Source organism: Paradesulfitobacterium aromaticivorans (assembly GCF_054657415.1).
This window is the reverse complement of the sequence record NZ_BAAHYT010000004.1, coordinates 203,902-228,412: the sequence shown is the minus strand read 5'-3', so window position 1 is coordinate 228,412 and position 24,511 is coordinate 203,902. Positions and strand designations below refer to the sequence as shown.

At 46.1% G+C, this 24,511-nt stretch carries 19 protein-coding genes; all 19 read left to right on the top strand.

The window, feature by feature from the left end; genetic code table 11:
• The first annotated feature begins 43 nt into the window (after positions 1-43).
• The 19 genes from ACYQ2N_RS01825 (at position 44) to ACYQ2N_RS01735 (ending at position 24,496) form a co-directional block, all read left to right on the top strand.
• On the top strand, positions 44-1,639 hold the full coding sequence (locus ACYQ2N_RS01825; RefSeq protein WP_459997260.1) for an L-aspartate oxidase: 1,596 nt from the start codon (positions 44-46) through the stop codon (positions 1,637-1,639).
• Positions 1,636-2,466, top strand: a complete 831-nt coding sequence (gene nadC / locus ACYQ2N_RS01820; protein ID WP_459997258.1) for a carboxylating nicotinate-nucleotide diphosphorylase — start codon at positions 1,636-1,638, stop codon at positions 2,464-2,466. The genes ACYQ2N_RS01825 and nadC overlap by 4 nt, the downstream gene beginning before the upstream one ends.
• Positions 2,467-2,489: 23 nt before the next feature.
• Positions 2,490-3,611 carry a quinolinate synthase NadA gene (nadA, locus tag ACYQ2N_RS01815; protein WP_459997293.1) on the top strand — a complete coding sequence of 374 codons (1,122 nt, stop codon included), beginning with the start codon at positions 2,490-2,492 and terminating at the stop codon, positions 3,609-3,611.
• Between the two features lie 82 nt (positions 3,612-3,693).
• Positions 3,694-4,602 carry a bifunctional enoyl-CoA hydratase/phosphate acetyltransferase gene (locus ACYQ2N_RS01810; RefSeq protein WP_459997256.1) on the top strand — a complete coding sequence of 303 codons (909 nt, stop codon included), beginning with the start codon at positions 3,694-3,696 and terminating at the stop codon, positions 4,600-4,602.
• 412 nt (positions 4,603-5,014) lie between these two features.
• Positions 5,015-5,299: an Asp-tRNA(Asn)/Glu-tRNA(Gln) amidotransferase subunit GatC gene (gene gatC / locus ACYQ2N_RS01805; RefSeq protein WP_459997254.1), complete on the top strand. Its 285-nt coding sequence runs from the start codon at positions 5,015-5,017 to the stop codon at positions 5,297-5,299.
• Between the two features lie 126 nt (positions 5,300-5,425).
• Positions 5,426-6,898 carry an Asp-tRNA(Asn)/Glu-tRNA(Gln) amidotransferase subunit GatA gene (gene gatA, locus ACYQ2N_RS01800; RefSeq protein WP_459997252.1) on the top strand — a complete coding sequence of 491 codons (1,473 nt, stop codon included), beginning with the start codon at positions 5,426-5,428 and terminating at the stop codon, positions 6,896-6,898.
• On the top strand, positions 6,899-8,347 hold the full coding sequence (gatB, locus tag ACYQ2N_RS01795; RefSeq protein WP_459997250.1) for an Asp-tRNA(Asn)/Glu-tRNA(Gln) amidotransferase subunit GatB: 1,449 nt from the start codon (positions 6,899-6,901) through the stop codon (positions 8,345-8,347).
• A 171-nt stretch (positions 8,348-8,518) separates the two neighbouring features.
• A complete protein-coding gene (gene nifV / locus ACYQ2N_RS01790) occupies positions 8,519-9,652 on the top strand; it encodes a homocitrate synthase (RefSeq protein WP_459997248.1) in 1,134 nt (377 codons plus the stop codon).
• Positions 9,653-9,850: 198 nt separating this feature from the next.
• Positions 9,851-10,852, top strand: coding sequence for an isocitrate/isopropylmalate dehydrogenase family protein (locus ACYQ2N_RS01785; RefSeq protein WP_459997246.1), 1,002 nt, complete (start codon positions 9,851-9,853; stop codon positions 10,850-10,852).
• Between the two features lie 28 nt (positions 10,853-10,880).
• A complete protein-coding gene (locus ACYQ2N_RS01780) occupies positions 10,881-12,215 on the top strand; it encodes an acetyl-CoA hydrolase/transferase family protein (RefSeq protein WP_459997244.1) in 1,335 nt (444 codons plus the stop codon).
• Between the two features lie 16 nt (positions 12,216-12,231).
• A complete protein-coding gene (locus tag ACYQ2N_RS01775) occupies positions 12,232-12,996 on the top strand; it encodes a CPBP family intramembrane glutamic endopeptidase (RefSeq protein WP_459997242.1) in 765 nt (254 codons plus the stop codon).
• Positions 12,997-13,088: 92 nt separating this feature from the next.
• A complete protein-coding gene (gene rlmD, locus ACYQ2N_RS01770; RefSeq protein ID WP_459997240.1) occupies positions 13,089-14,447 on the top strand; it encodes a 23S rRNA (uracil(1939)-C(5))-methyltransferase RlmD in 1,359 nt (452 codons plus the stop codon).
• A gap of 380 nt (positions 14,448-14,827) precedes the next feature.
• A complete protein-coding gene (locus ACYQ2N_RS01765; protein WP_459997238.1) occupies positions 14,828-15,433 on the top strand; it encodes a restriction endonuclease subunit S domain-containing protein in 606 nt (201 codons plus the stop codon).
• Positions 15,423-16,844 (top strand): HsdM family class I SAM-dependent methyltransferase, encoded by a 1,422-nt coding sequence (locus ACYQ2N_RS01760; RefSeq protein WP_459997236.1) that lies wholly within the window; start codon positions 15,423-15,425, stop codon positions 16,842-16,844. The genes ACYQ2N_RS01765 and ACYQ2N_RS01760 overlap by 11 nt, the downstream gene beginning before the upstream one ends.
• A complete protein-coding gene (locus ACYQ2N_RS01755) occupies positions 16,841-17,332 on the top strand; it encodes a hypothetical protein (RefSeq protein WP_459997234.1) in 492 nt (163 codons plus the stop codon). Before ACYQ2N_RS01760 ends, ACYQ2N_RS01755 begins: the two co-directional genes overlap by 4 nt.
• 135 nt (positions 17,333-17,467) lie before the next feature.
• Positions 17,468-18,949, top strand: a complete 1,482-nt coding sequence (locus ACYQ2N_RS01750; protein ID WP_459997233.1) for a type I restriction-modification system subunit M — start codon at positions 17,468-17,470, stop codon at positions 18,947-18,949.
• Positions 18,946-20,442: a type I restriction-modification system subunit M gene (locus ACYQ2N_RS01745; protein ID WP_459997231.1), complete on the top strand. Its 1,497-nt coding sequence runs from the start codon at positions 18,946-18,948 to the stop codon at positions 20,440-20,442. Before ACYQ2N_RS01750 ends, ACYQ2N_RS01745 begins: the two co-directional genes overlap by 4 nt.
• On the top strand, positions 20,439-21,584 hold the full coding sequence (locus ACYQ2N_RS01740) for a restriction endonuclease subunit S (protein ID WP_459997229.1): 1,146 nt from the start codon (positions 20,439-20,441) through the stop codon (positions 21,582-21,584). Before ACYQ2N_RS01745 ends, ACYQ2N_RS01740 begins: the two co-directional genes overlap by 4 nt.
• 2 nt (positions 21,585-21,586) lie before the next feature.
• Positions 21,587-24,496: a type I restriction endonuclease subunit R gene (locus tag ACYQ2N_RS01735; RefSeq protein WP_459997292.1), complete on the top strand. Its 2,910-nt coding sequence runs from the start codon at positions 21,587-21,589 to the stop codon at positions 24,494-24,496.
• Positions 24,497-24,511: the final 15 nt, after the last annotated feature.

Below are 24,511 nucleotides of genomic sequence, written 5' to 3'. Positions count from 1 at the left end.
TGGTACAACATAGATAAGTTCTATTTTACAAGGAGAATTAACCATGCGCATACTCGAGACCGATTTTGTGGTCATTGGCAGCGGATTGGCCGGTCTGGCAACAGCCTTGTGGGCTTCGCCGGAGGGTGAAGTTGTTGTTTTAGCTAAAGATCAGCTTGATCGCTGCAACTCTACTCTAGCCCAAGGGGGAATTGCAGCTGCGGTCGGCCAAGGTGATTCCCCGCGTTTTCACGCGGAAGATACTCTCTTTGCAGGAGCGGGAATGTGTGAGCCGCAGGCAGTCAGTCTGCTTACGCAAGAAGCGCCGGAAATCGTTGAAGACCTGATCGCGCTTGGCACACGCTTCGACTTAAGCCCATCAGGAGAATTGGATTTGGCTAGGGAAGGGGCGCACAGGCTGGCTCGTGTTCTCCACCACGGGGACAGCACCGGAGCGGAGATTTGGCGGGCTCTCTACCATAGGGTGCAACTTAGTGAGCAGGTGACGATGATGCCGAGTTACCGCGCTGAGGAACTACTGGTTGAGGACGGGAAATGTTGTGGAGTTGTTGCCAGGGGAACACGCGGTCCGATTGTCATTAAAGCGCGCGCAGTCGTGCTCGCTACCGGAGGGTGCGGGCAGATTTTCGGGCGTACGACCAGTTCCCTTTTTAGCACCGGAGATGGGTTGATTCTTGCCTGGCGGGCGGGGGCTGTGCTCACAGATTTGGAGTTTACCCAGTTTCATCCCACTGCTTTTGCTAGTGGAGAAAGTCCACTTTTTCTCATTTCCGAGGCAGTTCGAGGAGAAGGGGCCGTCTTGGTGACTGAAGATAAACAGAGATTTATGCAGCGGTATCACCCGATGGCGGAGCTGGCACCCAGGGATATCGTTACAAGGGCCATTGCTGAAGAACAGGTAAAAGAGCACCAAGTGTTTTTGGACGCAACTCCAATTGGGGATAATTTTACACACAGGTTTCCTAATATTCAGGCTAAGCTGAGTGAGCAAGGGATTGACCCCCTAAGAGATTTAATCCCGGTTACCCCGGCGGCACATTTTATGATGGGTGGCGTGAAAACAGATGATTGTGGCCGCACGAATGTCGAGGGTTTGTTTGCCTGCGGGGAGGCTGCCAGCACCGGAGTGCATGGGGCCAATAGGCTTGCCAGTAATTCGCTCCTAGAAACTCTAGTATTCGGTAAACGGGTCGCAGCAGCTATCAGAAAAACACTGAGGAGTCCGCAAGTGCTGGCGGAAAGCGATATATCTCAACAAGTAGCAGCTGCCGATAATAAATTCCAACGGGCAGTAGGAGCAAGCAGCATGTCCCAACCGTCTAGTCTTAAAGTCGGTGTTAGCCCTCTGGAGCATGATGACCCCAGGCTTAAGCAAATCCAGACCTTAATGTGGGAACATGTCGGGATTGTCCGCTGTGAGCACGGGCTGTGTTATGCTTTACGCACCCTAGAGTCTATGGGAAGGGATGTACAGGAGCATGAACTTGAATTAAGAGATATTTTAGAGTTAGCCAAACTGATGACCAAGGCGGCACTCGACCGGCTGGAGAGCAGAGGGAGTCATTACCGTTCAGACTACCCTGATTCTAGTCCAGCCTGGCAAAAGAAACATTTAAGCATGGGGAGGTATTCGGCGTGAATCGTTTACTGTGGGAAGAGATCGTTCGCACTGCCTTAAATGAAGATATTGGTTTTCAGGATATTACAACTGAGTCTATCGTTGATGAGGCACATCAGTCCCGGGCGGAACTTATGGCGAAACAGGAAGGGATCATCGCGGGACTTGAGGTGGCTGAAAAGGTTTTTTACTTGTTAAATCCCGGGGTAAAGTTTGCAGCCAAGGTTAAAGACGGGGAGAAGGTAAGCCGAGGGCAAATTGTAGCCACGGTTCAAGGGTCTACACGCACTTTACTGGCCGGCGAGCGCACAGCCTTGAATTTTGTACAGCATCTATCCGGGATTGCTACGGCTACCGGCAGAGCTGTCGAACTTGTGCGCGGACATGCCTGCCGCATTGTGGATACGCGCAAAACCACTCCAGGGCTTAGAGTTCTGGAAAAGTATGCGATTAGAGTAGGCGGTGGACATAATCACCGTCTGGGGTTGTTTGATGCGGTTCTGATTAAGGATAACCATATCGAGGCAGCCGGAGGGATAGTTCCGGCAGTGGCAAAGGTCAGAGAGAATATTGGACACATGGTTAAAATTGAAGTGGAAGTCGAGAGTTTGGAGCAAGTTGAAGAAGCGCTCACAACAAGGGCGGAAGTTATCATGCTGGATAATATGCCTCCAAAGCAGATGGCGCAGGCTGTAAAACTTATTGACGGCAGAGCATTAACTGAAGCCTCGGGAGGAATCACATTTGACTCATTACGGGTTGTCGCTGAGACTGGAGTGGATTTAATCTCTCTTGGCTGGCTGACCCATTCAGCTCCGGTCTTGGATATAAGTATGAATATTGAGTAAACCGCAAACGTGAGTAGAAGGGGATAAAGAAGATGCGACAAGTATTACCGCCAGAATATCTAGACTTGGGAACAGAAGAGCTGGAGCATCGCATACAACAGGCTAAAGCTGCGCTCAGGAAACGGTTGGTTATTCTCGGTCATCATTATCAGAAGGATGAAGTGATCCGGTTTGCTGATTACCGTGGGGATTCCCTTAAGCTGTCGCAACTGGCCGCGCGTGAACGGGAAGCCGAGTATATTATTTTCTTAGGTGTGCATTTTATGGCCGAAACGGCTGATATTCTAACCACGGCGGAGCAGAAAGTGCTGCTGCCCGATTTGGCTGCAGGCTGCTCGATGGCTGATATGGCAGACATCGATGAGGTCGAGGAATGTTGGGATGTCATTAAGGGTAAGTACCCTGATCAAGAGATCATCCCCATAACCTATGTTAATTCTACGGCAGAGATCAAGGCATTTTGCGGGCGCAAGGGGGGGATGACCTGCACCTCCTCCAACGCACGCGCGGTTTTTGAGAAGGTGATGGGTGAAGACAAAATCATCCTCTTTTTACCTGATGAACATTTAGGCCGTAACACAGGACTGGAGTGTGGGATCGAAGCAGAGGAGATATTTCTGTGGGAGCGAAGGGAGCAGGACCGCGGTGATCAGCTTGAAGACCGTGATATGCGAGCTCAGGAATTGCCAGTGATTGCCCCGCGCTTAATCCTGTGGAATGGATTCTGTTCTGTGCACCAACGCTTTACCCTTGAACAGATTAATAAAGTCCGTTCCCAATACCCTGATATTAAGGTAATTGTGCATCCGGAATGCGAGCACACAGTAGTGGCCCACTCCGATTTGCACGGGTCGACAGAATATATTATCGAAACCGTAACGCGCGCACCCGCAGGCAGCAGTTGGGCGGTCGGCACGGAAATAAACTTAGTTCATCGCTTGGCCCAGGAGAATCCGGATAAGAAAATAGTGTGTCTGAACGAAACGGTGTGCATGTGTATGAGCATGAATAGGATTCATCAGCCACACCTGCTCTGGACGTTAGAGAACTTAGTCCAAGGAAAGGTAGTGAATCAGATCCGTGTACCTTCGGAAATAGCAGCTGAAGCGAAACTCGCTCTTGAGCGCATGAAACATTCGACTTAATACAGCCCAGGCCTTATAATGTAGTAAACAAAATTTCCAAGAGATTAACTGAGCTCATCCGGTGATAGAGGAGGGGGCCGCTATGATCGAGTTTAGGTCTTTCGAAGCTTTGCTTGAAGCCGCACACGCATACCCCCCGTTGCCGATTGCGATCGTGGATGCGACCGAGGAATTTGTCCTGGAAGGAGCGTTGCAGGCGGCCGAAGCCGGGTTAATCAACCCTGTTCTTCTTGGCAATGAACAGGTGATCCGGAATCTTGTGCCTGAGTTCCCGGGCGCGGAAAATTTTCCGATAGTTCACGTTAAAGGAGACTCAACTGCGGCCAAAGAAGGGGTACGGCTGGTCAAGGAAGGGCAAGTCTGCGGCCTCATGAAAGGGCATTTGCACACGCATGAGTTTTTGCATCCGATTCTCAAAGATCTTCGAGGAGAAGGCTGGGTATCCCATGTCTTTGTCGCCGAGCTCTCAAGTTACCACAAACTACTGTATATTACGGACGCTGCGGTTACTATAAGTCCTGGGCTTGCGGAAAAAACTATAATTTTGCAAAATGCTATTGACTTTGTCAAATTATTGGGCGTTGAAGTGCCCAAAGTCGCTGTACTGACAGCGATTGAAGTCATTAATCCGGCTATACCTTCCACTATTGATGCGGCTTGCTTAGCCAAGATGGCTGACCGGGGACAGATCAGCGGTGCTTTGGTTGACGGGCCGCTGGCTTTTGACAATGCTATCTCGGCCAAGGCTGCCCAGATCAAGGGCATCCGTTCCCAAGTGGCGGGTGATGTGGATATTCTGCTGACTCCTGATCTCGTGTCAGGCAACATTTTGGCGAAAGACCTAGAGTACTTGGCTAACGCGACTTTGGCGGGGATTGTGCTCGGAGCGCAAGTGCCGATTGTACTCACGTCAAGGTCTGATCCGCCACGGGCCAGGCTGGTTTCAGCGGCTCTCGCCAGTCTGATGTACCACCGCAGCATTGCTGAATGATTAACCGCTAGGACTTAAGCGAGCAGCGGTTACAGGGTTATTCGGTGCGTTTAAGCCCAAACACGACCGTATTGATGGGATCAGGGCATTGAAGCTCGTTTAATTCATTGATCCAGTGACACTTTTTACGGTGAGTTCAATTTTTTGCAAGGAATTCTCCCCCTTTTTAGATATTGAAATATTCTAAATTGTTAGTGACTACGGCCTTAAATTCCTTCCAGCTTTAGCAGGAGGGAATTGTTTTGGGGTCTTTTTTTATTCGCGCTTGTTGTCCTTGTTTGTCCTTGTTTCTTGCCCCATTCCTCCGAATTTGCTATAGTAGAGTATGTGTTAGGTTATTTCACGAAGACCTATTCGTGAAATTAATCTGTTAAGTAAGGTAAGACGTCCAATTCGATTGGAGGGTGAGCTTGTGAAGATTTCCCGTAAAGATGTCGAACATGTGGCCCTGCTCGCACGTTTAGAGCTGACTGAGCAGGAAATAGAGCAATATACGGAGCAATTGGACTCGATATTAGACTATGCGGCTATGCTGGACAGGCTAGATACGGAAAACGTGGAGCCGACTGCCCATGCTGTACCCCTACATAATGTGCTTAGGGCTGATGAAGTAAAAAGTTCAATTGAGAGGGCAAAGGCCTTGCAGAACTCTCCGGACGCGGAGGAAGGTTTTTACCGCGTACCCAGGATCGTGTAAACACTCTTAGCTAAGAGAGAAGCTGAGATCGGTAGCTGCTCCTTATCCGGTCGGTTATACCGTCGCTACGAATAAGAAGTGATTGTAGCTATAAAATAATAAGTGATACCAGGAAGGAGACTGAGGATGGAACTGACAGCCAAATCAGCGGCTGAATTGCATACGCTCTTGGAAAGTCGGGAAATCAGCGCGGTCGAGCTTACCAAAGCTTTTATTGAGCGGATAAACGCGATTGAAGATAAAGTAAAGGCTTTTATGACTTTGACCGAGGAGTCAGCCTTAATGCAGGCGGCAGAAGTCGATGCCAAGCTGAGCTGGGGGGACAAGCTTAAACCATTGGAAGGAATTCCGATGGCCTTGAAAGACAATATGTGTACAGAGGGTGTGCGCACCACTTGTTCTTCGAAGATACTTGAGAACTTTGTCCCTCCTTATGATGCGACTGTGGCCGAGCGTCTGCGCCAGGCGGGGGCGGTTATGCTCGGTAAGTTAAACATGGATGAGTTTGCTATGGGCTCATCGACGGAAAACTCAGCCTTTCATGTAACCCGCAACCCGTGGGACTTAGAACGGGTAACCGGGGGATCCTCCGGCGGTTCGGCAGCAGCAGTGGTAGCTGATCAAGCAGTGTTCACCCTGGGTTCGGATACAGGCGGCTCTATTCGGCAGCCGGCAGCCTTTTGCGGTGTAGTGGGAATGAAGCCTACTTACGGAGCAGTCTCACGCTATGGGCTGATTGCCTTTGCGTCTTCCCTTGACCAGATCGGACCTTTTACCAAAGATGTGCGCGATAACGCTTTGGTCATGAACGCTATCGCAGGACACGATCCGAAAGACTCTACGTCCGTTCCCTATGACAAGCCGGATTACACGAAGTTTTTGCTAAATGATATTAAGGGATTAAAAATCGGAATTCCGCGCGAGTATTTCGGACAGGGTATTGACACTGAAGTAGATAAAGTCCTGCGTCAAGCACTGGCAACACTTGGATCTCTTGGCGCTGAGGTTGAAGAGTGCTCGATGCCGCATACGGAATACGCCATGCCCGCGTATTACCTTATCGCCCCGGCGGAAGCCAGCTCCAACCTGGCCCGCTATGATGGTGTGCGCTACGGCTACCGCACAGAGGATTCTGAGGATATTATCAGTATGTTCAAAAAGACCAGGGCTGAAGGGTTTGGCTCTGAAGTTAAAAGACGGATTATGCTCGGAACCTATGCTTTAAGCGCAGGTTATTATGATGCGTATTATTTGAAAGCGCAAAAGGCCAGAACTCTTATTAAACAAGACTTTGACAGGGTCTTGGAGAAATTCGACGTTTTAGTGGCCCCGACTGCGCCTACAGTAGCCTTCAAATTCGGAGAAAAATCCATTGACCCGCTAGCGATGTATTTATCTGATGTCTGCACTGTCCCGCTGAATTTAGCTGGGTTGCCGGGACTTACCCTCCCTGCTGGGTTTGCAGGCGGCATGCCGGTCGGGCTGCAACTCATGGGCAAGCCTTTTGATGAAGGTACTTTGTACCGGGTTGCCTATACTTTTGAACAAAACACGGATTTCCATAAGGCAAAGCCTGCTTTCTCAGGGGAGGTGGCCTAAATGAGCGTGTTTGACCGCTATGAGATGGTGTGCGGGGTGGAAACCCACGTTGAACTAGCCACTAAGACCAAGATTTTTTGCGGCTGCACCACTGAGTTTGGGGGAGAGCAAAACACCCATGTCTGTCCGGTCTGTCTGGGCCTGCCGGGGGTCTTGCCGGTTTTAAATCGTGAAGTAGTTAACTTGGCTATTAAGGCCGGCCTGGCCTTAAACTGTGAGATTGCGGAGTTTTCCAAGTTCGATCGCAAAAATTATTACTACCCTGATTTGCCGAAAAACTACCAGACTTCCCAGTATGACCTGCCGATCTGCAAAAACGGCTGGCTTATCATCGAAACGGCTGAGGGGCAGAAGAAGATCGGGATTACCCGTGCACATATGGAAGAAGACGCGGGCAAACTCGTGCACAGTGGCGAGACGATCACAACCTCTGACGAATCTTATGTGGATTACAACCGTACCGGGGTGCCCCTTTTGGAAATAGTGTCAGAGCCTGATATGCGCTCTATTTCTGAGGTCTTAGCGTATTTAGAGCAGCTGGTGCAAATCCTCGAATATACCGAAGTCTCAGACTGCCGCCTGGAGCAAGGGTCAGTGCGTTTTGACATCAATGTCTCTTTACGGCCGCGCGGGAGTACAGAGCTTGGCATCCGCACGGAGACGAAAAATCTTAACTCTTTCAGTTCGGTAAGGCGCTGCATGGAATACGAAATTGCCCGCCAAGCCGAGGTTTTGGATGCGGGAGAGAAGGTGGTTCAGGAAACTCGTACCTGGGATGAAGGGAGAGGGATTACCTTGTCTCTCCGGTCCAAGGAAGAGGCTCATGACTACCGATATTTCCCGGAACCTGATTTGGTGCCTATGGTAATCGACAGGGAGTGGGTAGAAGGAATCCGGAAGACGCTGCCCGAGCTTCCCGCCGCTAGGCGCGAGCGTCTGCAAGCCTTGGGGCTGTCGGCATATGACGCAGAGGTTATTACCAGTTCCAAAGGCTTGGCTGATTTCTTTGATAAGGCTCTTCGCAAATGCGAGGATGCCAAGAGCCTGACTAACTGGGTGATGGGGGATTTCACCCGCCTGCTTAAGGCCAATGAAGTAAGTGTGTTCGATTCTCCAATATCACCTGAACAAGTGGCAGAAATGGTAAACCTGATTGAGAAAGGGACGATCAGCGGCAAGATTGCCAAGAGCATAATTGAAGAGATGTTCGCAACTGGCAAGGATGCGAGCGTGATCGTGAAAGAGAAAGGGTTAGCTCAGATTAGCGATGAGAGCGCACTGATCAAGATAATTGATGAAGTGATCGCTGCTAACCCCGCTTCAGTGGAGGATTATCGCGCAGGCAAGGAGAGGGCTATTGGGTTTTTAGTGGGACAAGTAATGAAAGCCAGTAAGGGGCAAGCTAACCCCGGGCTGGTAAACAAGCTCTTAAAAGAGAGGCTCGGGTAAGGGAAAAATATAGTTTGGGATAGAGTTATAGTTAGGGCAAGAGCTTATGTCGTACAGTTAAGGCAAAAAAGTATACAGTATTTGCTCAAGTATTTCTGTTCCAATGCCCTCTGTTATATGTTAATATGAAATATCATGTTATTTTCTGTGAGAAAGGAAGAGGTGAACAAGTTGACTAAAAAGTTAACGATAGTAGATACAACCCTTAGAGACGGGGAACAAACGGCAGGGGTAGTTTTCTCCAATCAAGAGAAGCTGCGGATCGCCCGCTTACTGGATGAACTGGGAGTTGACCAAATTGAGGCCGGGGTTCCTGTTATGGGTGGAGATGAACAGCAGGCTATCAAGGATATTGTGAAGCTGGGTTTGAAAGCAAGCATTATGGGCTGGAACCGGGCTGTAATTTCTGATATAGAGTCTTCACTAGCGTGTGGGGTGGATGCAGTGGCGATTTCCATTTCCACCTCTGATATTCACATCGAGCACAAGCTTATGACCACCCGTGGCGCGGTTATGGAACGGATGGTTAAGGCGGTAGAGTTTGCGAAAAAGCAAGGAGTATATATTTCCGTTAATGCCGAGGATGCTTCGCGCTCAGAGATGGAATTCCTGATTGAGTTTGCACGTGAGGCGAAGAACGCGGGGGCAGACCGTCTGCGTTACTGTGATACCGTCGGGATTCTTGAGCCTTTCATAACCTATGAGCGGATTGTGAAGCTTATTGAGGCTACCGGAATCGAGGTTGAGATGCACACTCATAACGACTTCGGGATGGCAACAGCCAATGCTTTAGCAGGAGTAAAAGCGGGGGCAAGCTTCGTGGGAGTCACTGTAAACGGCTTGGGTGAGCGTGCCGGCAATGCTGCTTTAGAAGAAATCGTAATGGCCCTCAAACATCTTTTGGACGTTGATTTGAATTTTGCCACCACTCGCTTCCGCGAGGTTTCAGAATATGTCGCTCGGGCATCCGGACGGATTTTGCCTCCCGGCAAAGCCATTGTGGGCAGCAATATGTTTGCGCATGAGTCAGGAATCCATGCTGACGGAGCCTTAAAAAATCCGCTCACTTATGAAGTGTTTAAGCCTGAGGATGTGGGTCTTGAGCGTCAAATCGTGATTGGTAAGCACTCAGGTACTGCTGCAATTAAGGCTAAATTCTGGAGAGAATACGGTATCGAGATCGGGGATGCTGAGGCTGATAACCTGCTTGCCAGAGTTAGGTCGACAGCTGTGGATTTGAAGCGTTCCTTGTTCGATAAAGAGTTAATGTATATTTATGAGGATATGCTGGCCCAGCGCAACTAAGCGGGAGCGTCTCCATAGTAGTAAAAACAACGGGTGGAAGAACGCCGTAGAAAGCAAGGTTTAAGGACGCAATAAATGCGGATAGAAGAGGCGGCTGGGGCCGCCTCTTTTTTGGGCGCTTCTGGATAGTCCCCATGTCGTAGGATACGGTAACAAGCCTATTCAGTCTATTTCGGAGTAGTAGAAAGGAGAGTTTATGTGGCAGTCAGAGTTACATTAATTCCGGGAGATGGTATTGGGCCGGAAGTTAGCGCCGCTACCAGAGAAGTAATTACAGCCAGTGGTGCGGACATTGAGTGGGAAGTTGTGGAGGCTGGAGAACAGTGTATCGAAAAGTATGGCACGCCGCTGCCTGACCATGTGTTAGATACAGTAAGGCGCAATAAAGTTGCGCTTAAAGGGCCGATTACCACCCCGATCGGGAAAGGTTTTCGCAGTGTTAATGTGGCTTTGCGCCAGAGTTTGCAGTTGTATGCCAATGTGCGTCCTTTGCGCAACCTGGAAAATGTCCCTTCCCGTTACAGCGGAGTTAACATGGTGATCGTAAGGGAAAACACGGAAGACCTCTATGCCGGGGTCGAGCACCGGGTTGGCCGGGATGCGGCCGAAAGCATTAAGATTATTACGCGCGAGGCTTCGGAACGGATCGGAAGGTACGCTTTTGAGCTGGCCCGCCGGGAGGGACGCAAGAAGGTAACCATCGTACATAAGGCCAACATTATGAAGCTGAGTGACGGGTTGTTCTTAGACAGCGTGCGCCAGGTGGCGCGCGATTACCCTGATATTGAATGTGAAGACCGCATCATCGACGCTCTCTGCATGGCCTTGGTGCAGCAGCCTGAACAATTTGACGTCCTCGTGCTGCCTAACCTTTACGGAGATATTGTCTCAGATCTGGGGGCCGGACTTGTCGGAGGGCTAGGGGTAGCGCCGGGAGCCAATATCGGGGAAGATGGGGCCGTGTTTGAGGCAGTACATGGCAGTGCCCCTCAGATCGCCGGGAAAAATCTGGCGAATCCGGTGGCGATGATTCTATCCGGGGTGCAAATGCTTAAGTATCTTGGTTTTAATGCAGAGGCTTTCCGAGTAGAGAAGGCTGTGGATACAGTGCTTGTCGATAGAAGAAATCTTACGCCTGACCTTGGTGGCTCAGCCGGTACCAAAGAAATGGCTGCAGCAATTGTTAAGGCGCTGGAGTAAGTTTTTTGTATAGAGGGAGGGGTTTGCGGTGTTAGCGCAAGAATACCGCCGGAAGCGAGTATCAGCTGATGAGGCTGTCAAAGCTGTTAAGAGTGGGGATTGGATTGAATTTGGTTGGGCTGCCAGCATGCCAAGGCTTTTAGATGAGGCCTTAGCCCGGCGCAAAGAAGAGTTGTGGGATGTTAAATTACGCGGTGCTGTTTTATTTGCACCGTTGGCTGTAGTGGAAGTGGACCCGAGCGCAGAGCATTTTTCCTGGAACAGCTGGCATTTTAGTGGAATTGAGCGCAAATATGCCCAAAAAGGGCTCACGAACTACATTCCGATTAAGTATTCGGAAGTGCCTCGTTATCTACGCGAAAACCTGCGTACTGATGTGGTTATGATTCAGGTTGCTCCCATGGACGAACACGGGTATTTTAACTTTGGAGTCACAGTCTCCCACTATGCCGCTGCCATAGAAAAAGCAGGCATAGTTATCGTTGAAGTCAATGAAGACATGCCGCGCGTGCACGGCGGGTATGACCATACAGTTCATATCTCTAAAGTAGACTTCATTGTTGAAGCCGGGCCTAGAGGGCTGCCGCAGCTTCCGGCAGCTACCCCTTCTGAAGTTGACCGCAAGATCGCAGAATTTATCCTGCCTGAAATTGAGGACGGAGCCTGCATCCAGTTAGGAATAGGTGGTATGCCGAGCGCACTTGGCCGCATGCTTGCGCAATCTGATCTGAAAGACTTAGGAGTGCACAGTGAAATGCTCGCAGATGCCTTTGTCGAGATGTATGAGGCGGGGCGCGTAACCGGCAGACGCAAGAAGCTCGACCCAGGCCGGATCACTTGGTCGTTTGCGGCCGGGACGATGAAGCTCTATGAGTTTATGCATGACAATTCCCAGCTCGCGGCGTATCCGGTGGACTATACCAATCACCCGTGCAATGCCTCGAAAAATGACAAAGTCGTAGCGATTAACGGTGCTTTGGAAGTGGACCTGTTCGGGCAGGTGTGTTCCGAGACGATTGGGCCCATGACCATCAGCGGTTCAGGTGGACAGCTTGATTTTATTGAAGCTGCCTATTATTCTAAAGGAGGGAAGGGTTTTCTCTGTCTCCCTTCCACGTATGAAGACAAAGAGGGTAGGGTTCATTCCCGGATTAAGCCACTTATGACCTATGGCTCGGTAGTGACAGATACGCGCACCACGGTGCAGTACGTGGTCACGGAATACGGTAAAGTTAATCTTAAAGGGTTGGCAACCTGGCAACGGGCTGAAGAATTGATCTCGATCGCTCACCCTGATTTTCGCAATGAACTGATCGAAGAAGCACAAAAACTGGGTATTTGGCGCAGAAGCAGTAAAAGGTAGTATTTTTGGAGCAGTTATGAATAACAGAGTAAAATCCAATACTAAGGAAGCTGCCTTTAGCGAAAAAGACAAAAAGCAAAGAAAGGGACAAGCAGACAAGCTGCCACCGCGGCACCCGGGTTGGAACTTGTGGCAGGGCTTGTTCTTAATCCTGCTTGTAAATCTGGTTGAACTCCCTCTGGGCTGGCTGCGAGTGTCCGAGAATTTAGACACGGTGGCGGGGTTTCTTCATTTTCTCGCGGTTGGGTTTGGGGAAGGAATTATCTACTTTGGCGCAATCTTTGCGCTAATGCTGCTCTTGCGTAAGCCTTTAACGCTCCTGGGTTTTGTGAAGCCACGTTGGGGTTATTGGATTTTAGGAGTAGTGGTAGGTTTTTTTCTCTTTGTTTCGATCGGACTCTTAGGAAACCTCTTAATAAAGTTTCTGGGTACTCCGGCTCCCCAAAGCTTTACGGAAGCGGTTAAAGGGGTTAAGTACGGCTGGCAGTTTTACATACTCTTGCTATTAGGCGGGATAATTGCTCCTCTCAAGGAGGAGATAATTTTTCGCGGTCTTATCTACCCCCCTTTGCGCGAGGCTTATGGCCGCGGCAAGGGGATGCTTCTGACGGGCGTGTTCTTTGCAACGCTCCATTTTGACCTCGTGCGTTTTCTGCCGCTGTTTATCGGGGGAGTTATCCTAACCTGGGTTTACGAGCGCTCAGGTAGTCTGTGGCCGGCTGTTTTAGCCCATGGGACTTGGAATGTCTTGATGGCCTTGGCGCTGTGGGTGCAGCGGTAGTGGGGTTTTAGTAATGTAGGTTGGTTGATTAAGGTGTGCTGAAATTTATTCAGTACATTTTTTTCTAAAGGTTTATGGTATAACAAGTAAAGGTGGAAGACTTAATCTTGCAAGATAAAGCTTCAATCCGGTTATTAGAATGTATTCGCCTCTCTTCATCAGGGGAGGGAGTGTGTTATGACGAAGGCCTGGCGACCTTTGTGCCCGGGCTCCTTCCCGGTGAATCAGCGGAAGTTAAGGTTGTAGAACGTAAGAAAAACTGGCAGCGCGCCGAACTAGTGGCTTTGGTAAAGACTGTGCCCGAACGCACGGATGCCCCGTGCCGCGTTTTTGGGGTATGTGGTGGGTGCCAACTTCAGCACTTGGGCTATGAGCAAACACTTCAGTGGAAAGGGCGTTGGGTCGAAGACGCCCTTAAACGCATTGGCAAAGTCGAGCTTAAAACCGGCCCGGCGTTAGGGATGGAATACCCCTGGCGCTATCGCAACAAAGTAAGGCTGCACAGGGATAGATCCGGCAAATTCGGTTACTACCAAGAGAAAAGCAAGCACACGGTAGTTTTTCCAGACTGCCTACTCATTAGCGAAGACATGAACCGGTGGGTAAGTAGAGTAGGAGAGCTTCTGGGGCAGGATTACCCTGATGTCCACACCTTGACTCTACGCCAGAATTCGCGCGGAGAAGGCTTGTTGCTTTTTGAAAATTCCGCGTCCACTGGACCATTAGCTAAGCGGTTTCGGAAATCCGCAGGCGTGTGGCATGCACAAGTGATTCATTCTGTCTGGGGAGTGAACCAGCGAGGAGTGCTGGAACAGTGGCTTGGCCCAGAAGGCTTTACCAAAAAAACTGGCGACCAAGAACTTTTTAAAGAAGATTTTACAGAGGAAATCCTTGACCTAGACTTCAAAGTTTCCCCTTTGGCTTTTCTTCAAATTAACCATGAGCAAACACAAGCTCTCTACTCTCTGGTCTTGAAATGGGCAGGTCTCAGCGGGAATGAAACGGTGTGGGACTTGTACTGCGGCATCGGTACTATGACACTCGAACTGGCGCGTCAGGCTAAAAAGGTCATCGGAATTGAAGAAAATCGGTATGCCATCGAAGATGCCCGTCAAAACGCCAAAGCTAACGACCTACATAATCTAGAGTTTCTTGAGGGAAGAGTGGAGGAAAGGCTTGGGCAAGTCAGCGAAGGCCTACTAAATAAACGTCCGGATTTGGTCGTGGTTGATCCGCCGCGGGCCGGGCTCCATGCACACGTCACGGCTAAGCTGATTGAACTGAAACCCGAACGCATTATTTATGTCTCCTGTGACCCGGGAACATTGGCCCGCGATCTAGGTCGGCTCGTGGATGGGGGATTCTCGGTTGAGCGGGTACAGCCAGTGGATATGTTTCCGTGGACGCAGCATGTGGAGACGGTATGTTTGATGTCAAAAGTGAATAAATAGGAGGCTGAAAAGCCTGAAAAACAAGGGCTTCCGAGCATATCATCCTTTTCGTCGGTCAGCGACAGGGTGAAGGTTAGCTTGGAAGCCTGGTGTTTTTATATTAGCGGGGACATATCGGAATAAAGCTGTGCGTGTGCAGTTTTATAGGGCATAGGTTGTGGCACTGATTTTATTGAAAAAGGGTCATTTTAGCGTTTGAGTGAGCAGGATAGATGGTACAGTCAAAAACCATTGAAATGAACATAAAAAATATTTCACATTTTATCTGAAATAATATTGACAAACATTATCCAAGGGTGTATGCTGTCAATAGTAGATGTACATAAAAAATATTTCAAAGAAATGTACGATATAAATCAAGAGTACACAAGGAGGAAAAAATGAAAATCGGTGATGCCTCAGATATCAATGTTTATTCCGGGCAGATAATTTCGAGAGTAGAAGCAAAAGATGAAGCTGGAGACGACGTGATAGAAGAAAGACAGGTGCTCATACCTAAAGCGATTTCAGATGGTAGAGTAAATCACTCTGATCTAGGAATTGTTAAACTGAAAAAATCTGTTGATGGCGATCGAATAACAAAGAAAGGTGATGTGGTTCTTAAACTCTCTACACCATATGATGCAGCTTATATAGAAGAAGATGATGAAGGATTGATTGTTCCCTCTTTTTGCTGCATTATTCGCATAGGAAAAGACGCAAAAGTTGATCCTGAATTCTTAGTCTCATATCTTAATACATCGTATGCGCGTGAGTTACTCAAAGCAAAAGTAGCAGGTTCTACAATGCCAATGATAAAAATTAGTGATGTGAAAGAATTTGAAGTACCAGATATTCCGATGAAAAAACAGTGTGAATTGGGCGAGGCATATTCATTAAGCTGCAAGAAGCAATCAGTTTTAAGAGAACTATTAATAAATGAGCAGAAAACAATAGAGGTTGTAGTCATGACTGCTGTGAAGGAGGCGATTTCCTGTGGTTTCTAAAACCAACGATATTACACAAGCACTTAATTATGTTTATCGTGACCTAAGCAAGTGGAACTTAAGAAATGCCGCTAATGACAATCCCTCTGCCGCTCTTGTTTTCTTTACTTTCTTAAAATACGTTTCAGATAACAAGCAAAAACTAAGCCTTGAGTTTGATGACAAGTTTAACTTTGATTTTCTGAGTGTTTTATTTGGCGAACGGCTAAGAAGAAATGATTTAGTAGCGCATATAGCTAACATTGAAAAGCAGCTGGGACATGGATACGGCATACTTGAAAGTTATGCAAGTAGCATAGATCTAGATAGTTTTGACCGGCAGGACACACAAATTTGGGAAGTGCTTAATTCGGTAGATATGTCTGATTTGAATGATGAGCACGTGGTTTACGAAGCCTTAGCAAACTATTTCTCAGTTACGGTAAAAAAAGAAATCAGGTTTTCCGGAGAGTGTGTTACAGAGCAAAACCTTGCTAAACTCATGGCGGCAATCGGAAGCCCAGTCACTGGATCAATTTATGACTTTGCCGTTGGTTATGGAATTTTAACTGCTGAGTGCGCAAAAGGGAAAGATGTTCATGTTTTTGCACAAGACATCGATAGAACTTGTGCCGCAGTTACAATAATGATGTTAACGATAGCAGGTTGCTTGAATTCTACGGTGATTTGCGGGGATACGATAACAAATCCGATGACTACCGTCCTGCATAATGAGAAGACTTTTGATTGCGTTATATCTTCTCCGCCGTTTGGGCTTAAACGTTCCGCAAAAGATGCAACTTTTGAGAGCGGCCAACAGGCTGATGCTTACGAATATGGTCTTGAATTTAAGCTAACAGGCGATCTGACTTTTTCTCGCCATCTGATAGCTTCATTACGGAAAGGGGGCATTGGAGTCATACAAGTGCCAATGGGCGCATTGTTCCGAGGTGGTACAGAAGAAAAGATTAGAGCCAAGATGATTAAAGATAACTATATAGACGCGATAATTGAATTGCCCGCCGGTATTATAGCCGAAACAAATATAAAGACAGCACTTATTGTCTTCAAAAAAGAAAGACAAGAAGAAGATATTTACATGCTTGATGCGAGCAGAGAATCAGCTAAGGATTTCATTGAAAGCATTGGTCGGGCAAGTGTCCGACTTACTGATTATGGTGTTAGAGAAATTCAGCGGTTGGTTAAAATGCGTGAAGTCGTGGAAGGTATGTCGACAATTATCACACAAAAGAAATTGGCAAAAAACAACTATAATCTTAGTGTAGGTGCATATTTGCAGAAAAGCATTGAACAAGTGGTTATTAAAGAAGATATTGATGCGCTGCGCAAAAATAATACTATTTTGCTTGCGAAGTTGCAGGAAATCGATAAAAAGCTTACTGAAGCTATAGAAAGGATTGAGTTGGGATGAAATACACACAAGACAATGAAAGAGAAGTGTTTTATGAAGAACTCCTTGATAACCCACACGAAACAGATTTGCCGGAAGTAGTCGACATTATATCTAACAAAAAAGAACGGAGCGGGTTTTACGAACTGTGCCAAAAGTTTGTTGATATAGCATTGAATGCCGACAAAATAGTATCTGATGATAAAATGGACCTGATGTGCTGCAGTAAATTCGTTGATATTGATCGAGCTGCAATAGCGGTACAGGAATTTGTTAAAGTCAACAATATAGATAATATTTCCGGGTTGCTTGACATGATTAAAGAGCGCTATGCAAAGAGTGTTTCCATCAATGAAACGCGTCAAAAAAGCGGGGTGTTACCACCGCCTAATAACACACCATATAGTGGAGCTATTGGATATGCCGGGAAATGGTATTACTTTCTTGACATTCCAACCTGGGAACAAGTCAAAGAAGATATTCTAAATAAAGCTAGGAAAACAGATTAAATTCTAACACCGTTATATCTGGCAGATAGGGTGTTTTGGCGCACACTAAATAATTACTACTAATAGTTGAAAATTACCACCAAGCGTGATAGAATAAATACAGTGTTGGACAACACGGAGAGGAGTTTTATGATGATGAGCTTACCACAGCTTGAAAGTTGGCTGTTAAATGCAGCAAATATTATTAGAGGACCTGTAGATCCAAGTGATTATAAGGCATATATATTTCCATTACTATTCTTTAAACGTATTTCTGATGTTTATGATGAGGAGTATGCCCAAGCATTGGAAGAATCTAACGGAGATATCGAGTATGCGGAATTTGAGGAAAATCACCGCTTTATTATCCCAAAGGGCTGTAGATGGAGCGACTTGCAAGCTAAAACCAATAATATAGGTGCCGCTATATCCAGTATTTTTCGTCGTATTGAGCTGGCCAATAGAAAAACTCTTAGTGGAATTTTCGGTGATGTGGAATGGAAAAACAAAGACAAACTTTCGGATGAACGGTTAAAGAATCTAATTGAGCATTTTTCTCTGCACAACTTATCTATTAAGAATGTTGAGCCGGATATGGCGGGTCGCGCTTATGAATACTTGATTAAGCGCTTTGCAGATAAGACTAATAAAAAGGCGGGGGAGTTTTACACACCTCGAAGCATTGTGAAGCTGATGACTTTAATTCTTGACCCATCAGAAGGTGAGTCGGTATATGACCCTGCCTGCGGTACTGGTGGTATGCTGTTACAGGCACTTGCTCACGTAAAAGACAAAGGCCAGGACATAAGGACACTCGAGCTATACGGGCAAGAGAGAAATCTCACCACGTCGGCTATTGCAAGAATGAACCTGATTATTCACGGATTAGAAGATTTCGATATAGAGCGGGGTGATACACTTCGGAATCCGATATTTAGAAATAGAAACCAACTTGCTACGTTTGACTGTGTTATTGCCAATCCTCCATTCTCTTTAAAAAAATGGGGCTTGGAAGTTTGGGAGCATGATAAATGGAAGCGCAATGAATACGGTACCCCTCCCGCTTCATATGGAGATTTTGCATGGGTACAACACATGTTGAAATCAATGGCGCCTGCAACGGGACGTTTGGCTGTTGTTGTTCCGCATGGTGTATTGTTTAGAAAAGGTAGCGAGCAAACCATTCGTGAAAAGCTGATAGAAAATGACAAGATCGAAGCAATTATAGGTTTAGCAGATAACCTTTTTTATGGTACTAACCTTGCAGCATGTATTCTTATTCTTAAGCATAGGAAGCAGCCGGATCGCCATCGGAAGGTATTGTTTATTGATGCATCAACGATATATAAACCACAACGGGCACAGAACATTTTAGAGGACGAGCATGTTACTCGAATCTTCGATCTATATAGCCAATATCGCGATGTTCCTCATATTGCACGCGTTGTTTCTCTTGATGAAATCAAGCAAAACGATTGCAATCTAAGTATATCGCTTTATATCAAAAAAGAAGACACGAAGGTAACACTTACCTTAGAGCAAGCTATTTCAAATTTACAGAATGCTATTAAAAAGAGCAAAGCTGCTGATGAGGTGCTTAAAAAGAAATTGGTAGAGATCGGGGTGATAGAACAATGAGCGAAGAAAGACTGACACAAGCTGAATTAGAATCCCATCTTAAAGCAGCCGCTAACCTGCTGCGTGGAGATATCGATGCAGGAGATTATAAACAGTATATTTTCCCGTTGCTCTTCTTTAAGCGTATCTGCGATGTTTACGATGAGGAATACAATGAAGCAATGAAGGAATCCGACGGGGATGAGGAGTATGCAACTGAAATATATGAGCACCGCTTTATAGTTCGTCCTGAGAACCATTGGAATGAGGTGCGTAAAATCACCACAAATGTCGGAGCAAGGATTAATAAAGCACTTCGCGGGATCGAATTCGATAATAAGGAAACCCTGACTGGTATTTTCGGTGATGCCAAGTGGACAAACAAGAAACGCCTTTCTGACGAGACATTAAAGGAACTTATTGAGCAGTTTTCTTTAATGAAGCTTGACAACACCCACGCTGGACAAGATGAATTGGGCAATGCTTATGAGTTCTTAATTAAGTATTTTGCTGACGACAGTGGCCATACTGCAGCGGAATTCTATACTAACCGTACAGTTATTGAACTTATGACCTCTTTGCTGGATATAAAGTCTGGCGAATCTGTGTACGACCCAACTTGCGGAACTGGCGGAATGTTGATGGTAACAGCAGCCCGCCTGAAAAAGCTTGGAATGGAATACCGAAATTTGCGGCTTTATGGACAAGAGATAAATATAATAACATCTTCTGTAGCGAGGATGAATATGTACCTCCATGGCATTGAGGATTTCGAGATAGCCCAAGGTGACACTTTGTCTAAACCATATTTTAAAGATAAAGATAAGCTTAAAACATTTGATGTTGTCTTAGCCAATCCGCCGTATTCAATTAAGCAATGGGATAGGGCGTTGTTTGAAAACGATCCTTACAACAGAAACGAATATGGAGTACCGCCACAAGGGTGTGCTGATTATGCGTTTTTTGCCCACATACTTAAGAGTTTAGATAAAACTACCGGTCGCTGTGCGATCCTCTTCCCCCATGGGGTTTTGTTTCGAGATTCAGAAAGAGATATTCGTGCAAACATCATCAAGGCTGATAGGATTGAATGTGTTATAGGCTTGGGACCGAATTTGTTTTACAACTCACCAATGGAAGCCTGTATTGTTATTTGCAGAATGAAAAAACCAGACAAAACTAAAAATCGAATACTATTTATTAATGCGGTTAATGAAGTGAAACGTGAGCAGGCGCAGAGCTTCTTAGAGCCGGAGCATATTGAACGAATAGATAGAGCATACAAAGCATTTGAGGATATTGACGGTTTTTCAAAGGTAGTGAAAATTGATGAGATTCGGGATTGGAATCTTTCAATACCGCTTTATGTACGTAGTAACGGGGACACATCGACTGTGAATGACGCTTCTCTATTACAAGAAAAATATCTTGAATGGTGTCGTCATTCAGAGGGGTTATATCAGAAACTCGATGATTTGCTTGCGAAATTGAATAGTCAGGAGGTGAATCTGTGAAACTTGGTGACGTTGCGCGGGAAGTTAAAATAACCATTAATAATCCTCTAGAAGAAGGTCTGGAACGTTATGTAGGTTTAGAACATCTCGATCCTCAAGAATTAAAAATTCAGCGCTGGGGTAATATTGCCGATGGTGTAACCTTCAACAAAAAGTTTAATGCAGGCCAGATTTTGTTTGGTCGCCGTCGAGCATATCAAAAGAAAGCCGCAGTAGCAGATTTTGATGGGATTTGCTCCGGTGATATCACTGTTATAGAAGCAATCGAAGGTGCAATTGTTCCTGAGTTATTACCATATATTATCCAGAGTGATTCATTTTTCGAATATGCTGTAAGCGAATCAGCAGGATCTTTGTCTCCAAGAGTTAAATGGAAGCATCTGGCTGAATATGAACTCTCCTTGCCTGATAAGGATACTCAACGTAAAATTGCCGAGCTAATGCAGGCATTCGACGAGAGCGTAGAAGCGCATTGCAATACCGTGCTGGCACTGCGTGCTATTTATTCAAGCAGTCGGATTGCTTTCACTGATTGTACAACCGTAACGATTAAAGATCTTGCTCGCCCTGATACCGATAAGAGTTTTATAGACGGAGATTGGATAGAGGCTGAATATCTATCTAAAAAAGGTATTAGGTTGATTCAAACAGGCAACATAGGAATCAATGAATTTATTGATAAAAACGACCAAAAATGGATTTCAGAAGCAACTTTTGATTTGCTACGTTGCACTGAAGTTGAGCCAGGAGACATACTCATATGTAGATTGGCCGACCCTGTTGGTAGAGCATGTGTTATTCCTGATCTTGGCACAAAAATGATAACTGCTGTTGACTGTACAATATTAAAGATTGATAAGTCAAAATATGATGCGGACTTCATTGCATATTTACTAAATACCGATGAATGGCTTGCTTTATGTAAAAGATTCTCACGCGGTTCAACACGTCAGCGAATAACCAGAAGCGCACTAGGTGATTTAACGATTCAGGTACCAAGTATTGATGAGCAAAGAGCATTTGCAAAGAAGATTGCAATAATAAAGGATGCGTTACTTGCAGAGCAAGCTGCTATCGAGAAAATAAAGGCATTAAAAAAAGAAACTATTACAAAGCTAATTTCAGGAGGTGATACACAGTGACAATGAACCATAGCGAGCCAAACACCATTGAACCATATGTCATTGAGCAAATCAAAAAAGCTGGATGGACGTATGTTCCGGCTTCGGGATTGAGCCGGAAGACAGATGAAGTGATAGACGAAAAGCTGCTAAAAGAAGCGCTTATCCGTCTTAATCCCGACATTGCCCGTGAACCGCAAAACGCTGACGAGGTTATATTTAAAATTAGGGCTGCTGTGCTAAGTCAGCGCAATGACGGATTAATATCCGCAAACGAAACTCTGATGAAACTGATTCGCGAAGAACCGTCCTTCCAGTTTGGAGAAGATGGAGATCATGTTTCAATCAAAATCATTGACTTCGATGATCCTGACAAAACAAAGAACAGCTATATTGTTACAAACCAATATACTGTTACGAACGGCACCATTGAAAAACGTCCGGATATCGTTATGCTCATTAACGGGATTCCGGTTGTAGTAGGTGAGATAAAAACAGCCTTCCGTAATGCCGTAACCTGGTTTGACGGAGCTTACGATATCACTGAGGATTACCAGCAAACTATACCGGATTTGTTTGTGCCGAATGTTATTTGTTTTTCTACTGAGGGAAAGGCTTATCGCTATGGTGCTGTGGGTACTCCACCCGATAAATGGGCACCGTGGCGTGAGTCTGGTCAAGAAGTTCTCGAAGTAGGGTTACGTAATTTAGACGCGCCGATTTTGCAGATGTTAAATACAGAAGCTGTATTGGACATTATGCATTTCTTTACCCTGTTCGCTACAGATGGTCGCGGTCAGAAGACAAAAATCATTTGTCGGGCACAGCAATTCTATGCAGCAAATAAAATGGTTGACCGTGTGAAACGCTCTACGGCAAAGCAGGGCTTAATCTGGCACTTCCAAGGATCAGGTAAGTCTTTGTTGATGGCCTTTGTTGCTTTAAAATTACGCCAGGATGAGGCTTTGCAAAATCCAACGGTAATCGTTGTCGTTGATAGAAAGGATCTTGATACGCAGATTACCGGAACTTTCAAAGCGACAGATATCCCCAATATGGAGCAAATAAAGGATAAGGCTCATTTACAGCAGCTTTTGGAAGCGGGCACTCGCAAAATATTAGTAACCACCATTCAAAAGTTCGCTGATTTCGATGGTATTGTTGACCGTCGTGATAATATTATCATGCTTGTCGATGAAGCTCACCGAACACAAGAAGGCGATCTTGCAATCAAAATGAGGACAGCACTTCCTAATGCATTCTTGTTTGGACTCACAGGCACACCTATTAATAGGCGTGATAGAAACACCTTCACAACGTTCGGTGCTCCCGATGATGAGGGCGGGTATCTCGACAAGTACTCCATCGAGGATTCTCTTCGTGACAAGACAACGGTGCCGCTCCATTTTCAACCTCGTCTGGTTGAAATGAGAATTGACCGGGCCATTATCGATGAAGAGTTCGCTAAAATGGCTGACTCTCTCGACGAAGAAAGCATGGAAGAGCTCTCGAAAAGAGCTGGAAAAATGCCAACGATCGTTAGTTCGTCCGAGCGTATTTATAAAATCGCTGAGGATATTGCCAAGCATTACACAGAGAATGTTGAACCGAATGGCTTCAAGGCTATGATCGTATGTTATGACCGTCATTGCTGTGCGGAGTATAAGAGGGCTATGGATACTCTCTTCCCTGCTGATGCGACCGATGTCGTAATGACGACGAGCAAGGGAGATCCGGCCGAATATCAGCAATGGGATCGAAAGAAAGAGGATGAAAGTAAACTGCTTGATCGTTTCCGTGATCCGGATGATCCGCTAAAAATACTTATCGTCACCGCAAAGCTACTCACCGGTTTTGATGCTCCAATCATGCAAGCAATGTATTTGGACAAGCCGATGAAAGGACATACGCTGTTACAGGCAATCTGCCGCATCAACCGTCCATATCCAAACAAGCACTTCGGACTCATTATCGATTATATCGGTGTATTTGATGAAGTTGCTAAAGCTCTAGAGTTCGACGAAAAGCAGGTTGAAAAGGTAGCGATCATCCTCGATGAGCTTCGAGATGAGTTTCCAATCGCTCTTGAAAAGTGTATGGAGTATTTCAAAAATGTTGACCGATCGCTTACTGGTTTTGAGGCACTGATAGCAGCCCAAGATTGCCTTCCGAACAATGAAATCCGCGATAAATTTGCTGTTGACTATAACTACCTGGCACAGCTGTGGGAAACATTGTCACCGGATCCGCTTCTTTCAAGACATAAGGACGATTATAAATGGTTGTCACAGATTTATGAATCTATTCAGCCATCAGGCGGAGTGGGTAGACTTATTTGGCATGCACTTGGCGCTAAAACCATAGAGATTGTTAATGAAAATGTGCACATTGATGCAATCCGAGATGATCTGGAAACTCTGATATTAGATGAAGAAGTGATCAAGGATCTCCTTGATAATCCTGACGAGACTAAAATCAAAGAGCTCGAGATCAAGATATGCACTCGACTTCGTAAGTACAAGAACAATCCAAAATTTAAGCAACTTGGGGAGCGTTTAGAAGAGCTGAAGCAAAAGTATGAAGAAGGCTTCTTCAACAGTCTCGAGTTTTTGAAGGGCTTGCTTGAAATTGCTAAAGATACAGTCGTTGCAGAACGCGATATTGAACCGGAAGATAATCGCAAGCAAGCAAAGGCTGCATTGACAGAGTTGTTTGAATCAGCAAAGTCAGAAAAGACGCCGATAGCAATCGAGATGTTGGTTACCGAAATCGATAATGTTGTTAACATAGTTCGGTTTGACAAATGGCAATGGACTAACGCTGGAACACGCGAAGTCAAAAAAGCCTTAAGAACGGCACTGCGTAAACAGGGATTACACAAAGACAACGAGCTGTTTGATAAAGCCTATAACTATATCCGCGAATACTACTAATCTAAACAGAAAAAG

Bases quoted from the DNA above. Each gene is read 5' to 3' on its own strand.
- ACYQ2N_RS01810 (WP_459997256.1), top strand. From the start codon at position 3,694: ATGATCGAGTTTAGGTCTTTCGAAGCTTTGCTTGAAGCCGCACACGCA.
- gatB (WP_459997250.1), top strand. From the start codon at position 6,899: ATGAGCGTGTTTGACCGCTATGAGATGGTGTGCGGGGTGGAAACCCAC.
- ACYQ2N_RS01755 (WP_459997234.1), top strand. From the start codon at position 16,841: ATGAAATACACACAAGACAATGAAAGAGAAGTGTTTTATGAAGAACTC.
- ACYQ2N_RS01735 (WP_459997292.1), top strand. From the start codon at position 21,587: ATGAACCATAGCGAGCCAAACACCATTGAACCATATGTCATTGAGCAA.
- ACYQ2N_RS01745 (WP_459997231.1), top strand. From the start codon at position 18,946: ATGAGCGAAGAAAGACTGACACAAGCTGAATTAGAATCCCATCTTAAA.
- ACYQ2N_RS01775 (WP_459997242.1), top strand. From the start codon at position 12,232: ATGAATAACAGAGTAAAATCCAATACTAAGGAAGCTGCCTTTAGCGAA.
- ACYQ2N_RS01825 (WP_459997260.1), top strand. From the start codon at position 44: ATGCGCATACTCGAGACCGATTTTGTGGTCATTGGCAGCGGATTGGCC.
- ACYQ2N_RS01765 (WP_459997238.1), top strand. From the start codon at position 14,828: ATGAAAATCGGTGATGCCTCAGATATCAATGTTTATTCCGGGCAGATA.
- ACYQ2N_RS01750 (WP_459997233.1), top strand. From the start codon at position 17,468: ATGAGCTTACCACAGCTTGAAAGTTGGCTGTTAAATGCAGCAAATATT.
- gatA (WP_459997252.1), top strand. From the start codon at position 5,426: ATGGAACTGACAGCCAAATCAGCGGCTGAATTGCATACGCTCTTGGAA.